17 protein-coding genes are annotated in these 13,971 nt (G+C 63.5%); 15 read left to right on the top strand and 2 right to left on the bottom strand.

Going from position 1 to position 13,971, the window contains the following annotated elements:
- Window positions 1-31 precede the first annotated feature (31 nt).
- Window positions 32-772 carry a phosphonate metabolism transcriptional regulator PhnF gene (gene phnF / locus J2X76_RS06675; RefSeq protein ID WP_310214206.1) on the bottom strand — a complete coding sequence of 247 codons (741 nt, stop codon included), beginning with the start codon at window positions 770-772 and terminating at the stop codon, window positions 32-34.
- A gap of 84 nt (window positions 773-856) precedes the next feature.
- Between phnF and phnG the strand changes: the two genes are divergently transcribed.
- The 3 genes from phnG to J2X76_RS06690 all read left to right on the top strand — a co-directional run bounded on the left by phnG (window position 857) and on the right by J2X76_RS06690 (window position 3,131).
- Window positions 857-1,330 (top strand): phosphonate C-P lyase system protein PhnG, encoded by a 474-nt coding sequence (gene phnG / locus J2X76_RS06680; RefSeq protein WP_310214208.1) that lies wholly within the window; start codon window positions 857-859, stop codon window positions 1,328-1,330.
- Window positions 1,330-1,932, top strand: coding sequence for a phosphonate C-P lyase system protein PhnH (phnH, locus tag J2X76_RS06685; protein WP_310214210.1), 603 nt, complete (start codon window positions 1,330-1,332; stop codon window positions 1,930-1,932). The genes phnG and phnH overlap by 1 nt, the downstream gene beginning before the upstream one ends.
- A gap of 89 nt (window positions 1,933-2,021) precedes the next feature.
- Entirely contained in the window at window positions 2,022-3,131 is a 1,110-nt protein-coding gene (locus tag J2X76_RS06690) for a carbon-phosphorus lyase complex subunit PhnI (protein WP_310214212.1), read from the top strand.
- A 35-nt stretch (window positions 3,132-3,166) separates the two neighbouring features.
- On the opposite strand, the gene J2X76_RS06695 is transcribed toward J2X76_RS06690, so the two are convergent.
- A complete protein-coding gene (locus J2X76_RS06695) occupies window positions 3,167-3,403 on the bottom strand; it encodes a hypothetical protein (RefSeq protein ID WP_310214214.1) in 237 nt (78 codons plus the stop codon).
- 48 nt (window positions 3,404-3,451) lie between these two features.
- Here J2X76_RS06695 and J2X76_RS06700 point away from each other — a divergent pair, with 48 nt between their 5' ends.
- The 12 genes from J2X76_RS06700 to J2X76_RS06755 all read left to right on the top strand — a co-directional run bounded on the left by J2X76_RS06700 (window position 3,452) and on the right by J2X76_RS06755 (window position 13,971).
- A complete protein-coding gene (locus J2X76_RS06700; protein WP_310214216.1) occupies window positions 3,452-4,333 on the top strand; it encodes an alpha-D-ribose 1-methylphosphonate 5-phosphate C-P-lyase PhnJ in 882 nt (293 codons plus the stop codon).
- 229 nt (window positions 4,334-4,562) lie between these two features.
- Complete coding sequence (phnK, locus tag J2X76_RS06705) at window positions 4,563-5,339, top strand: phosphonate C-P lyase system protein PhnK (RefSeq protein ID WP_007758030.1); 777 nt, start codon at window positions 4,563-4,565, stop codon at window positions 5,337-5,339.
- A 10-nt stretch (window positions 5,340-5,349) separates the two neighbouring features.
- Window positions 5,350-6,060: a phosphonate C-P lyase system protein PhnL gene (gene phnL / locus J2X76_RS06710; RefSeq protein ID WP_310214218.1), complete on the top strand. Its 711-nt coding sequence runs from the start codon at window positions 5,350-5,352 to the stop codon at window positions 6,058-6,060.
- Entirely contained in the window at window positions 6,057-6,674 is a 618-nt protein-coding gene (locus J2X76_RS06715) for a DapH/DapD/GlmU-related protein (RefSeq protein ID WP_113130944.1), read from the top strand. The genes phnL and J2X76_RS06715 overlap by 4 nt, the downstream gene beginning before the upstream one ends.
- Before the next feature lie 114 nt (window positions 6,675-6,788).
- Entirely contained in the window at window positions 6,789-7,646 is an 858-nt protein-coding gene (phnC, locus tag J2X76_RS06720; RefSeq protein WP_113285053.1) for a phosphonate ABC transporter ATP-binding protein, read from the top strand.
- An 81-nt stretch (window positions 7,647-7,727) separates the two neighbouring features.
- On the top strand, window positions 7,728-8,639 hold the full coding sequence (gene phnD / locus J2X76_RS06725) for a phosphonate ABC transporter substrate-binding protein (RefSeq protein WP_113130946.1): 912 nt from the start codon (window positions 7,728-7,730) through the stop codon (window positions 8,637-8,639).
- A 70-nt stretch (window positions 8,640-8,709) separates the two neighbouring features.
- Window positions 8,710-9,690: a phosphonate ABC transporter, permease protein PhnE gene (phnE, locus tag J2X76_RS06730; RefSeq protein ID WP_113130947.1), complete on the top strand. Its 981-nt coding sequence runs from the start codon at window positions 8,710-8,712 to the stop codon at window positions 9,688-9,690.
- Window positions 9,690-11,036 (top strand): phosphonate ABC transporter, permease protein PhnE, encoded by a 1,347-nt coding sequence (phnE, locus tag J2X76_RS06735; protein WP_310214222.1) that lies wholly within the window; start codon window positions 9,690-9,692, stop codon window positions 11,034-11,036. Before phnE (J2X76_RS06730) ends, phnE (J2X76_RS06735) begins: the two co-directional genes overlap by 1 nt.
- A gap of 112 nt (window positions 11,037-11,148) precedes the next feature.
- On the top strand, window positions 11,149-11,862 hold the full coding sequence (locus tag J2X76_RS06740) for a DUF1045 domain-containing protein (RefSeq protein WP_310214224.1): 714 nt from the start codon (window positions 11,149-11,151) through the stop codon (window positions 11,860-11,862).
- Window positions 11,859-12,998, top strand: coding sequence for an alpha-D-ribose 1-methylphosphonate 5-triphosphate diphosphatase (locus J2X76_RS06745; RefSeq protein WP_310214226.1), 1,140 nt, complete (start codon window positions 11,859-11,861; stop codon window positions 12,996-12,998). Before J2X76_RS06740 ends, J2X76_RS06745 begins: the two co-directional genes overlap by 4 nt.
- The gene (phnN, locus tag J2X76_RS06750) at window positions 12,998-13,585 is read left to right on the top strand and encodes a phosphonate metabolism protein/1,5-bisphosphokinase (PRPP-forming) PhnN (RefSeq protein WP_310214228.1); all 588 of its coding nucleotides are present in this window, start codon (window positions 12,998-13,000) and stop codon (window positions 13,583-13,585) included. The genes J2X76_RS06745 and phnN overlap by 1 nt, the downstream gene beginning before the upstream one ends.
- An 89-nt stretch (window positions 13,586-13,674) precedes the next feature.
- Window positions 13,675-13,971, top strand: coding sequence for a hypothetical protein (locus J2X76_RS06755; protein ID WP_113130952.1), 297 nt, complete (start codon window positions 13,675-13,677; stop codon window positions 13,969-13,971).

Genomic DNA, 13,971 nt, shown 5'->3' on the forward strand with positions numbered 1-13,971 from the left:
TTTTCGCAACTACACAAGTAGATCTCGATACTCAATTCTCGATCGTGAACTGCACCATGTCGGCTGGAAACCGGCTGATTGCATATTGCACCGGCACGCCGTCCGGATCGGTGTTGAGCGCGCGGGCGACGAGGATGATGGCTCCGGGCGATAGCTGCAGGTCGGCGAGATCCGCCCCGTCCGCATGGATCGCCGTCACTTCCGTGGAAACGCGCAGATAGTCCGCAAGCCCAAGCGTCCGGAACGCCGCCGTGATCGAGCCGGTCTTTTCGTAAGCTTCCTCGATGCCGCCGAAACGCTCGGCCGGAAACCAGGTGGTCGAACGGGAGACCGGGCGACGGTCGGCCTTCCTCAGCGTTTCCAGCCGGATTACCGGCGCACCTTCAGCAATGTGGAGGCGGGCCGAAAGATCGGCTGACGCCGGCTCCCGCGCCGAATGGAGCAGCAGGCCTTCCTTTTCGCGGGCCTGATCGCCGATGCCTTCGCTGAACCGGGTGCGCCGGCTGATCGGGAAGTTCAGCCGCTCCTTGCGCTCGATCAGCGTGCCGCGCCCCTGCACCGAACGGACGATTCCTTCCTGGGCGAGCGCCGCAAGCGCGCTTCTGACCGTATGGCGATTGACGCCGAACTGCGCGGCGAGCGTGAATTCCGGGGGCACCTTGCCGCTCGCGTCATAATCGCCGTTGGCGATCGAAGCGCGGATCCGGTCGGCGATCTGCCGCCAGAGCGCCACGCCGTTTTGCCGGTGAACGTTTGCCTGCCCCGTATCCATGTCACACGCTTGTTATATCGAGAAGTTAGGAGTACATATGATTTGTATGGTTGTCTATATTAATAGACATTTAGGAACTTGGCAATGGACCCGGCAAAACAAATCGCACCGAATGCAGAACTCGCTACGCGCCGCCGTGCTGCCGGCCTGCTCGCGCGGGCGACGGCGAACGAACTGCGTGTCGCCTGGGACGGGCTTCCAGAAAAACCCGAGGTAAAGCCCGTGCGCGGGCCGGAGACCGGGCTGGTGATGGTCCGCGGCCGCATCGGCGGCGGCGGCGCGCCCTTCAATCTCGGCGAGGCGACCGTGACGCGGGCGACCGTGCTCTTGGCCTCGGGCACTGCCGGCCATGCGCAGGCGCTCGGCACGTCCAAGGACAATGTCCGGATTGCGGCCATTTTCGACGCACTGTGGCAGGAGGCGGCCACGCGCGATTTCGTGGAGACCACGTTGCTTGGGCCGATCGAGGCCCGCATCGCGGCGGAGGACAGACAAAAGGCGGAGGAGACGGCAGCGACCCGCGTCGATTTCTTCACCATGGTTCGGGGAGAGGACTGATGAACATCAAGGCGCAAGCGCTTTCCGGCGGGTTCGGCGAGCCGGTTTTCGAATCCCAGGGCGTGTTCCGCATGCTCATGGACGGCATGGCCCGTCCGGGAACGATCGGCACCGTCGGACCGGATGTCGGTCAGCCCGAGCCGCTTGGGGGAGCGGCGGGTGCGATCGCCATCACCCTGTGCGACCATGAAACGCCCGTCTGGCTGAGCGCCGGCCTTTTCAAATCGGCCACCGGTGAATGGATCGGCTTCTATACCGGAGCGCCGATCACCCGCGAAAAGGCAGAGGCCCGTTTCGCCTTCGTGGAGGCCGGCGCGACGCTTGCCTCGTTCGGCCTGTTTTCGGCCGGCACCCAGGAATATCCGGACCGTTCGACGACGCTGGTGATCGAGGTCGCGGCGCTTGGCGAAGGCCAGCCGCTGACGCTGACCGGCCCCGGCATTCCGCATGCGACGACCGTGATGGTGAAGGGGCTGCCGGAAGTCTTCCCGCGGCTCTGGGCCGACAATCGGGCGCTCTTTCCGCGCGGCGTCGATGTCATCCTGACGGCGGGCAAGAACCTGTTGTGCCTGCCGCGGACGGCGCGGATCGCAACGCAATGAACCGATGCCTGACTTTTACCCTTTGGGCAGAGTGACCAACCCTTCCCGCATCTTCGATGGGATGCCGGTGATGGCCAGGAGAATGAACCATGTATGTTGCCGTCAAGGGTGGCGAGGCCGCCATCAACAACGCCCACAGGCTGCTGGCCGACCGGCGTCGGGGTGATCGTTCGCTTCCTTCCGTTACCATCGAGCAGATCGTCGAGCAGCTCGGCCTTGCCGTCGATCGCGTGATGGCCGAGGCCTCGCTCTATGACCGGGCGCTGGCGGCACTCGCCGTCCGCCAGGCGCGCGGCGACATGATCGAAGCGATCTTCCTGCTTCGCGCCTATCGCACCACGCTGCCGCGCTTCGGCTCTTCCGTCCCGGTCGATACGGCGGCGATGAAGGTCGAGCGGCGGGTTTCGGCGACCTACAAGGACCTGCCGGGCGGCCAGCTTCTCGGCCCGACCTTCGACTATACCCACCGCCTGCTGGACCCTTCGCTGCTGACCGACGAACCGGTCGATGAACCGGAACGCCGCGACACGCCGCAAGAGCACATCATGCAGGTCTCCGACATTCTCGCTCATGAGGGCCTGATCGAGGCGGACGGCGAATTTTCGGAGGATCATCAGGCCGGAGACCTGACCCGCGAGCCGATGGAATTCCCGATGAGCCGCGATTTGCGCCTGCAGGCGCTTGCCCGCGGCGACGAGGGTTTCCTCCTGGCACTCGGGTATTCCACCCAGCGCGGTTACGGCCGCAACCATCCCTTCGTCGGCGAGGTCCGGATCGGCGAGGTGGAGGTCGAGCTGGAGGTGCCTGAGCTCGGCTTCGCCGTCTCGCTCGGCCGCATCCGCGTCACCGAATGCCAGATGGTCAACCAGTTCAAGGGTTCGTCCAAGGCGCCGCCGCAGTTTACCCGCGGTTACGGCCTGGTGTTCGGCCAGAGCGAACGCAAGGCGATGTCGATGTCGCTGGTCGACAGGGCGCTGCGCGCCGAAGAACTTGGCGAGGACATTACCGCGCCGGCGCAGGACGAGGAATTCGTGATCTCGCATTCGGACAACGTGCAGGCGACCGGTTTCGTCGAGCATCTGAAGCTGCCGCATTACGTCGATTTCCAGGCCGAGCTTGCGCTGGTGCGCAGGATGCGTTCGGATATCGAGACGGCGCGCAATGGCGTCAAGGGCGGCCTGCAGGAGGCCGCCGAATGACTGCGATGCCGGCCCGGCCGCAGTTCAGGGGCGGATCAATCGCCCCCGCCGCCTCCCCCGTCACCACCACCGCCGCCATCGCAGGCGCCGCCCGCGCTGCCGCTGTCGCAGCTGCCTACCGAGCCGCCGGTCCAGCCGCCGTCGCCGCTGCCATTGGCAACCCTGGCATCCTTTGGCGGCTTGATGAGATAAAAGGGAATGATGATCCCGCAGGCGATAAAGGCCGCGAAGACGGCCACGCCCAGCAATCCGTTCGAAGTGATGGCGTCCATGACAGCCTTTCCTTCTAGTTGGTTCATGCAGTCACAGGATACTCCAAGATGACGGACCTCGCCACCTACAACTTCGGCTATCTCGACGAGCAGACGAAGCGGATGATCCGCCGCGCGATCCTGAAAGCGATCGCCATCCCCGGCTACCAGGTGCCGTTCGCCTCCCGCGAAATGCCGATGCCCTATGGCTGGGGCACCGGCGGCGTGCAGGTGACGGCGGCGATCATCGGCCCGCAGGACGTATTGAAGGTGATCGACCAGGGCGCCGATGACACCACCAATGCGGTCTCGATCCGCGCCTTCTTCCAGAAGGTCGCCAATGTCGCCGTCACCACCCATACCAAGGACGCGACGATCATCCAGACCCGCCACCGCATTCCCGAGCACAAGCTCGCCGAGGGCCAGATCCTCGTCTACCAGGTGCCGATCCCGGAACCGCTGCGCTTCCTCGAACCGCGCGAGACCGAGACCCGCAAGATGCATGCGCTGGAAGAATACGGCCTGATGCATGTGAAGCTCTACGAGGACATCGCCCATAACGGCCGCATCTCGAAGACCTATGCCTATCCGGTGAAGGTCGCCGGCCGTTACGTGATGGACCCGTCGCCGACGCCGAAATTCGACAATCCGAAAATGCACCGGTCCGAAGCGCTGCAGCTATTCGGTGCCGGCCGCGAAAAGCGCATCTATGCGGTGCCGCCCTATACGGATGTCGTCAGCCTCGATTTCGAGGACTACCCGTTCGAGATCCAGACCTTCGACAAGCCCTGCGCGCTCTGCGGCGCCGAGAATGTCTATCTCGACGAGGTGGTGCTCGACGACAGGGGCGGCCGCATGTTCGTCTGCTCCGACACCGACAATTGCGAGGACCGCCGCGAACACGGCCATGCCGGCGAAATGCTGGCGCCGACCAAGGAAGCTGCGGAATGAACCGAGAGGTCGCATACCCCCCTCTGTCCTGCCGGACATCTCCCCCTCAAGGGGGGAGATCGGATGGGCGCACCCGCTCGATCCATCTCAAAGACACCGCTTGCCGAACTTTCCGATTCCATTTGGGGCGAAGGCCTCTCGGCTTGCCGATCTCCCCCCTTGAGGGGGAGATGTCCGGCAGGACAGAGGGGGGTGACCCACGCGCACTGACATCCAAGGACATTACGCCATGACCGACACCCCTCTTCTCAAAGTCAGCGGCGTCTCGAAATTCTACGGCAGCCGGATCGGCTGCAAGGACGTGTCCTTCGAGCTGTGGCCGGGCGAGGTGCTCGCCATCGTCGGCGAATCCGGCTCCGGCAAGACGACGCTGCTCAACTGCCTCTCGACCCGGCTGATGCCGACGACCGGCAGCGTCGAATACCGGATGCGCGACGGCAATTTCCGCGACCTCTACCATATGAGCGAGGCCGAGCGGCGCTTCCTGATGCGCACCGACTGGGGCTTCGTGCACCAGAATCCCGCCGACGGGCTGCGCATGACGGTTTCTGCCGGCGCCAATGTCGGCGAACGGCTGATGGCCGTCGGCGACCGGCATTACGGCAAGATCCGCGAGACGGCGAGCGACTGGCTGACCCGCGTCGAGATCGGTACCGACCGTATCGACGACCAGCCGCGTGCCTTTTCCGGCGGCATGCGCCAGCGCCTGCAGATCGCCCGCAACCTAGTCACCGGCCCGCGCCTCGTCTTCATGGACGAGCCGACCGGCGGTCTCGACGTCTCGGTCCAGGCCCGCCTGCTCGACCTGGTGCGCGGGCTCGTCAACGATCTCGGCCTGTCAGCGATCGTCGTCACCCACGACCTCGCGGTCGCCCGCCTCCTGTCCCACCGGATGATGGTGATGAAGGACGGCCATGTGATCGAACACGGGCTGACCGACCGGGTGCTCGACGACCCTCGCGAGCCCTATACCCAGTTGCTCGTCTCATCCATTCTTCAGGTCTGAGGAGATACCGATGGCCACTCCCCTCGTCGTTTCCGAAGTCTTCAAGAGCTTCACCATGCACCTGCGCGACGGCATCAAGCTGCCGGTCGTCAACGATGTGAATTTCTCGGTCGCCAGCGGCGAATGCGTCGTGCTCGGCGGCCCGTCGGGCATCGGCAAGAGCTCGATCCTCAAGATGCTCTACGGCAACTACGCCGTCGATGCCGGGCAGATCCTCATCGATCACAAGGACCGGCTCGTCGATATCGCCCGCGCCGATCCGCGCACGGTGCTCGATGTGCGCCGCCATACGCTCGGTTACGTCAGCCAGTTCCTGCGCACCGTGCCACGTGTCTCCGCGCTCGACGTGGTCGCCGAACCGCTTGTCGCACGCGGCATCGCGGCCCCGGAAGCGCGTGAGAAGGCGGCCGAACTGCTGACCAAGCTCAATCTGCCGCAGGAACTCTGGACCCTGCCGCCCGCCACGTTTTCGGGTGGCGAACAGCAGCGCGTCAACATCGCCCGCGGTTTCATCACCAGCCACCGCATCCTGCTCCTCGACGAGCCGACCGCCTCGCTCGACGCGACCAACCGGCGCGTCGTGGTGGATATGATCGCGGACAAGAAACGAGAGGGCGTCGCGCTTCTCGGCATCTTCCACGATGAGGAAGTGCGCGAGGCGGTTGCCGACCGCATTCTCGACGTATCGCAGTTTTCCCCCCGAAAGGCAGTTGCAGCATGAGCGTCAAGGTCGGGCTCGAGCCCGCAATCCACGAAACGGCGAACGTCAGCAATTCGACGCTCGGGCCCTATACGGAAGTCTCCGAGCGCTGCCGCATCAGCGAGGCCGAGATCGGCGCCTATTCCTATATCATGCAGGACGGCTCGATCTGGTGTGCGACGATCGGCAAGTTCGTCAACATGGCGGCCTCGGTGCGCATCAACGCCACCAACCACCCTACCTGGCGGGCGACGCTGCACCACTTCACCTATCGGGCGGCCAACTACTGGGACGATGCCGAAGATGAGCAAAGCTTCTTCGAATGGCGCCGCGACAATCGCGTCACGATCGGCCACGACGTGTGGATCGGCCATGGTGCTACCGTTTTGCCGGGCGTCACCGTCGGCAACGGCGCGGTGATCGGCGCGGGCGCGGTCGTCTCCAAGGACGTGGCACCCTATACGATCGTCGGCGGCGTGCCGGCCAAGCTCATCCGCGAGCGTTTCACGAAAGAGGTCGGCGAAGCGATGGACCGGCTTGCCTGGTGGGACTGGGACCACCTGAAACTGAGGGCTGCCCTCGATGATTTCAGGGCGCTTTCGGCGGAGGAATTCGTGTCGCGTTATGCCGTGTAACGAAAGCGTGACAGGCGCTTTCCGAATGTAATGAAACCTACACAAAAGCGACATTCAGACTTCATCAACCATCGCTATCGAGCTCTCAGAAAAAAGCTGCATTGGCGAGAGAGCATGAAGTTCGAGTTGAGGGACATCACCCGCCGTTTCGGCGACCGTATCGCGGTGAACGCCGTGAACGTCGAGATTCCCCAAGGCCAGATGGTCGGCATCATCGGGCGCTCCGGCGCCGGCAAGTCGACCCTGCTGCGGATGATCAACCGCCTGCAGGAGCCGAGCTCCGGCTCCATCCATTTCAACGGCGCGGAAGTCTCGTCCCTGAAGGGCCGGGCGTTGCGCAACTGGCAGCGCGACTGCGCGATGATCTTCCAGCAGTTCAACCTGGTGCCACGCCTCGACGTGATGACCAACGTGCTGCTCGGCCGTCTCAACCATCGTTCGACGACGATGAGCCTCCTGAAAATCTTCAGCCGCGACGAGCGCGTTTTGGCGATGGCGGCCCTTGAGCGGCTCGGCATCGAACAGACGGCGCTGCAGCCGGCCGGAACGCTGTCGGGTGGCCAGCAGCAACGCGTCGCGATCGCCCGCGCCCTGGTGCAGGCTCCGAAAATGATGCTCGCCGACGAGCCGATCGCCTCGCTCGATCCGCTCAACGCCAAGATCGTCATGGATGCGCTGCGCGACATCAACGAGCGCGAAGGCATCACGGTCATCACCAATCTGCACACGCTCGATACCGCCCGCAGCTATTGCGAGCGGATCATCGGCATGGCGGGCGGCCGTGTCGTTTTCGACGGCCCGCCGCAGGAGCTCAATGCCAATGCTGTGCGCGAAATCTACGGCTCGGACAAGGACGGCGCCGGGATCGATGAGTCCATGACATCGACCAGCCTTGCCTCCACCCGCCGCAACGAGGCGCCGGTCGCCATCGACATATCCGGCATGACGGCCGAAGCCGCCGCCATGCGCTGAACCATTTCCGGCAGCCGCGATGCGGCCGGAAGACTGACGCCCTTTTCCGGGTTGACCATCCCATCACCAAAGGAGACTTCCATGTCTGCATTCCGCAAGATCCTGATGGCGACGATCGCCATTGCAGCCGTCGCCGGCCAGGCCCACGCCCAGAGCGCACCCGTTCTGCGCATCGGCCTCGATGGTGGCGAAAACGAAGCCGACCAGGTTCGCCGTACCGAATGCGTCAAGCCGGGCCTGATCGCCGCGACCGGCGCTTCGGACGTCAAGCTCTTCCCGTCGCCGAACTATAACGGCGTCATCCAGGGCCTGCTCGGCGGCACGATCGACCTCGCCGTCATGGGTGCTGCTTCCTACGCCGCGATCTACATCAAGGACCCGAACGCCGTTACCCCGGTTCTGACCACCAAGCAGGCCGACGGTTCGACCGGCTATTACTCGATCATGGTTGCCCGCAAGGATTCGGGCATCAAGACGCTCGCCGACGCCAAGGGCAAGAAGATCGGCTTCGCCGATCCGGACTCGACCTCGGGCTATCTCGTTCCGAACGTCGCCCTGCCGAAGGACGTCGGCATGCCGGTGAAGCAGTACTTCTCCGAAACCGGCTTCGGCGGCGGCCATGAGAACCTCGTTCTCGGCGTTCTCGACAAGAAGTTCGACGTCGGCACCACCTTCGGTTCGGCTCAGGGCGACTGGGCCCAGGGGTATACCTCGGGCAACCTGCATCAGATGGTCGCCAAGGGTCTGCTCGACATGGACGACGTCGTTCAGGTCTGGAAATCGCCGCTCATCCCGAACGGCCCGCTGATGGTTTCCAACAAGCTCTCCGACGACATGAAGAAGAAGGTGACCGCCTACTTCGCCGAGCTGCCGAAGAAGGACAAGGCCTGCTTCGACTCGTTCACGGGCGGCGGTTACGTCGACTGGTCGCCGGTCGACCAGTCCTTCTACCAGACCATCATCGATGCCCGTAAGGCCGTCATCGGCGGCTGATACTGCCCGAACATTCTTCCTGCGGCGGCGCCATGACGGTGCCGCCGTTTGCTCAAAAAGGATGCCCTGAATGGCGCACGTGGCCGGTCCCCCTCAGTTCAATGGGCTGCAGGATAGCTCCCGCACCATCCTCGACCATTACCAGAGCCAGGTGCGGACGCGGCGGATCTATACCGTCGCCTCGATCGTCGTTTTCCTGGTCGTCCTGGCGGCATCGCTCGATTTCGCCAACAACGCCAATTCCGGCAAGTTCTTCGAACGCCTTCCCTATTTCTTCGATTTCATCAAAAGCTTCGTGCCGAACAGCCCGCTGGAGATTTTTCGCGCGATGTTCGATCTGCCGTCGCCCTATGCGGACGGGTCGATCAAGTTCGATTACACCAGCGACCGCGTCTGGATCACCGACAGCTTCTACATCCCGAATTTCTTCTACCAGCTGGCGATCACCCTCAATATCGCGATCGTCTCGACCATTCTCGGTTCGACCGGCGCCTTCCTCCTCTGCTTCTTCGCCTCCACCAATCTCGTCGGCGCGGGCATCGTGCGCTGGGTGGTACGGCGGATCATGGAGATCCTGCGTGCCTTTCCGGAAATCGTCATCGCCGGCCTGCTCGCCGCGATCCTGTCGATCGGGCCGATCGCGGCAATCATCGCGGTTTCGGTGCATACGATCGGGGCGCTCGGAAAGCTGTTTTTCGAAGTGGTCGAGAATGCCGACATGAAGCCGGACGAGGGCCTGCGCGCCTCCGGCGCCAACTGGCTGGAGCGCGTTCGTTTCGCGATCCTGCCGCAGGTCCTGCCGAATTTCGTTTCCTACACGCTGCTGCGCACGGAGATCAACGTACGCGCCTCGACCATCATCGGTGCGGTCGGCGGCGGCGGCATCGGCGAGGTGTTCAGCCTGTCGATCGGCCGCGACCATGCCGCCAAGACCTATGCGATCATCATCCTGCTCTTGATCACCGTCATCTGCGTCGACCAGTTTTCCGCCTGGCTGCGCCGCCGGCTGATCGGCAAGCAATCCTTCGAATTCGGCCGGGGAGCAGCCTGATGTCCTCTGTTCTGACCGTCAACGCCGCCGACCGCGAACGCCTGCTCGCCGCCTATCCGGAAGTTTTTCACCGCAGTTTCATGCAGCGCTGGGGCCTGGCGGTCGCCGCCGTCGCAGTCACCGTCTATCTCGCCTTCTGCTTTTCCTTCTTCAACGTCATTCCGACCTTCGTGAACGGCAACTGGGACCGCGCGGCGATCTATATCCAGGACTGGTATTCCTGGCGCGCCCAACCGCGCCTGCGCTTCCAGAACGGCCAGGTCGTGCCGCAATGGACGAGCCGCCGGCAATATCCCGAGGGTGCCACGATCGACTGGCTGAAGCCGACTTCAAACGGCGGCTACACGGTGCTCTTCGGCGGCGACAACCGTCTCGAGGTGACCCCGAGCCAGGTCGACGTCTATATCGACGGCAAACTCTATCCGGTGGCGATCACCGGTGACCGGGCATCTCTGCCGGCCGGTGCGCCGGCGCGGATGGTGCAGGACGACAACAAGGTCAATGTCCGGTTCGGTTTCGCCGGCCAGGCGGAAATCCGCACGGGGCAAGTCTATATCCAGCGGCGCTTCCTCGGCTGGGCGAATTTCTTCTTCGATACCCAGTCACCGTTCTGGGGCCGCAGCCTCACCAATGTCCTCGGCCTGATGGTGTCGGGCGAGCGGCTCGACCCGGCTCAGTCCAATGCCTCGCTGGCGCTCGACAATTTCCTGAACAACGCGAGCTGGCAGCACGGCGATATTCTCTCAAAGCTGATGCAGACGCTGGTCATGGCCTTCGTCGGCACGCTGTTTGCCACCCTCGTCGCCTTCCCGCTCGCCTTCATCGCTGCCCGCAACATCACCACCAGCCGGCCGGTCAACTGGGGCATGAAGCGCTTTTTCGACTTCCTGCGCTCGATCGACATGCTGATCTGGGCCCTGTTCTTCACCCGCGCCTTCGGCCCGGGACCGCTGCCCGGCATCGCCGCGATTTTCTTCACGGATACCGGCGCGCTCGGCAAGGTCTATTCGGAAGCCCTGGAGAATGTCGACGACAAGCAGCGCGAGGGCGTCAAGTCGGTGGGTGCCGCACCGGTCATCGTGCAGCGCTACGGCGTCGTGCCGCAGGTCCTGCCGATCTTCATCTCGCAATCGCTGTATTTCTGGGAATCCAACACCCGTTCGGCGACCGTGATCGGCGCCGTCGGCGCGGGCGGCATCGGCCTCAAGCTGCTCGAATCCATGAAGACCAATGCCGACTGGGACAAGGTCGCCTACATGGTGCTGCTCATCCTTCTGGTGGTCTTCGTCTTCGACAACCTCTCGAACGCGCTGCGTTCGCGCGTCATGGGCAAAAAGGGTCACTGACAGGCGGAATTATCATCATTCTGTCATGGAAATCTTTTAGCCGGGGGTCCTGTTTCGCAGGCCGGCGGGCAGCTAAAGTCGGCCGGCCTTCTCCTGATTCCGGATATCCGTCTTGCGCTACGCTCTCTATTTTTCGCCCGCCGAAAACCATCCGCTGACGAAGGCCGCAGCCCGTTGGCTCGGCCGTGACGCATTTACGGCCGAGACGTTTCCGACGCCCGATGTCGAAGGCCTGTCTCGCGACACCGTCCACGAACTGACCGCCGATCCGCGCCGCTACGCTTTTCACGCGACGCTCAAGGCGCCGTTCGAACTGCATCCCGACCGGACGGAAGCCCAGCTGATCCATGCCGCCGAACGGTTTGCGGAAGAGACACCGGTCTTCGACATCCCGAACGTGATCGTCGGCCAGCTGGGGCGGTTCTTCGCTCTCGTCCCCGACACGATCTACCCCGAGCTCCAGCATTTCGCCGGACGCGTCGTCGAAGAGTTCGAACATTTTCGCGCACCTCTGTCGGAGGCCGATATCGCCCGGCGCAAGCCCGACACGCTGAGTTCGGCCCAGCGTGCCAATCTCGAGCGCTGGGGTTATCCTTATGTCATGGACGAATTCCGCTTCCACATGACGCTGACGGGGCAGGTCCCGAGCGAAGAGGCACCGGTCATGCGCCGCGAGCTGGACCGCCGTTTCGCCGAGTTCGCCAATACGCCGCTGACGATCGATGGTCTCGCCATCTTCGTCGAGCCCGAGCGCGGCGCCCCTTTCATTGCCCATCGCTGGCTTCCGCTGGCCTCCGCCTTCGAAAACAGAAAGACCGCATCATGACCGCCGAACTCGTGCTCACCAATGCCCGCATCGTGCTCGAGGACAGCGTGATCTCCGGTTCCGTCCAGATCCGGAACGGCAAGATCACCGATATCTCGGAAGGCAATGTCCATGCCGGCGAGGATTTCGAGGGCGACTATCTGATCCCCGGCCTGGTCGAGCTTCACACCGACCATCTGGAGCAGCATTATTCGCCGCGTCCGGGCGTGCGCTGGAACACCACGGCGGCGATCCAGGCCCACGATGCGCAGATCGCCACGTCCGGCATCACCACCGTGTTCGACTGCCTGCGCATGGGTGCCGACGAGGATGGCGGCTTTGCGCATGGCGAGATGCGCGCCATGGCCGATGCGATCGCCGCCGCCGGCGCCTATGGCCGCCTGCGCGCCGAACATTTCCTCCACCTGCGCTGCGAAGTCTCAGCAGACAATTGCATGGAGCATTTCGTCGATTTCGAGAACGATCCGCATGTCCGGCTTGTTTCGCTGATGGACCATGCACCGGGCCAGCGGCAGTTCCAGACGATGGACCAGTACACGCTCTATTATCAGAAGAAGCGCGGCCTCAGCGACGAGGCCTTTGCCGCTTTCGTGGCCAAGCGCCAGGGAGAATCGGCACGCAACGCGACGCCTCATCGCACGGCGATCTCGAAGGTCTGCGCCGAGCGCGGCATCACCGTCGCAAGTCATGACGATGCGACGCTCTCCCATGTGGACGAGGCGATCGACAACGGCGTCCGGCTGGCGGAATTCCCGACCAGTTTCGACGCGGCGAAGGCCTCGCATGAAGCCGGCATGAGCGTGCTGATGGGTGCGCCGAACATCGTTCGCGGCAAGTCCCATTCCGGCAATATCGCCGCCCGCGATCTTGCCGAACGCGGCGTGCTCGACGTTCTATCTTCCGACTACGTACCCCTCAGCCTGCTGCATGCGCCCTTCGTGCTTGCCGCCGAGGTCGAAGGCATATCGCTGCCGAAGGCGCTCGCCATGGTAACCTCGACGCCTGCCCGCACCGTCAGCCTCGACGATCGCGGCCGGATCGCCACGGGCCTTCGCGCCGATATCGTCCGTGTCCATCATGAAGAAGGTGTTCCGGTATCCCGCGCCGTCTGGCGGGAAGGCCGGCGGGTCGCCTGATGGACGTCACGCCGACAGCAGCGGAACAGGACCGAAACGGCTGCATGGTCGCAGTCGTCGGCCCCAGCGGTGCCGGCAAGGACACGCTGATGGCCTATGCCGCCAAGCTCTTCGAGAGCTGCGAAGACATCATCTTCGCAAGGCGGGTGATCACCCGCGACGCTGCAGCCGGCGGTGAGGACCATGACGGCGTTTCCGAAGCCGAATTCGAGGCCCTGGAACGGGCGGGCCGTTTTGCGGTCTCCTGGAATGCGCATGGCCTGCGATACGGCATTCCGATCGAGACCAGACAAGCGGTGGCGCAGGGGAAACTGGTCATCGCCAACGGCTCGCGTTCCGCGCTGGCCCGTTTCAGGCAAGCCTATCCGTCGCTGGTGGTCGTCAACATCACGGCCAGCCTGGACGTGCTCGCGGCACGCCTCGAAGCACGCGGACGGGAGACGCGCGAAGAAATCCTCGGCCGGCTCGAACGCAGTTCGCTTGCCGTCACCGGCGACTATCACGTGGTGACGATCGACAACAGCGGATCGCTTGAGGATTCCGGCAGGGCCCTGGTCGAGGCGCTCAACAGCTGTCTTGCCGGCTGAAGACAATTTTATCGAAAAACTTGCGATCGACGCTTTAAAGTCCCCGATCAGGCTCTATGTGCTTTCCTTATATTAGAAAAGGAAAAACTATGGGTCAGAGCAAACCGCGCGAAGGGCAACGTCCCGAGGGGGCAGCCGCCATCGATCTGGAAGCGCGCGTCGTCGTTCTGGAAATCGTCTCTATGACGGCGCTCGCGCTCGCCATGGACACGTCCGAAAACGCGGATGTCGAACATGCCCGCGGGATCAGCAACCTGATCATCGAAACCGTGCGTCAGCGCTGCCACGAGATGAATATGCATGAGGATGCGCGACTTACCGCCTGCACCTATGCCGACGAACTGCTTTCGACCGCGCTTCTGTCTCTTTACCCGCAGGAGCACTGA

It is taken from the genome of Neorhizobium sp. 2083, assembly GCF_031455615.1.
Classification (GTDB): Bacteria; Pseudomonadota; Alphaproteobacteria; order Rhizobiales; family Rhizobiaceae; genus Neorhizobium.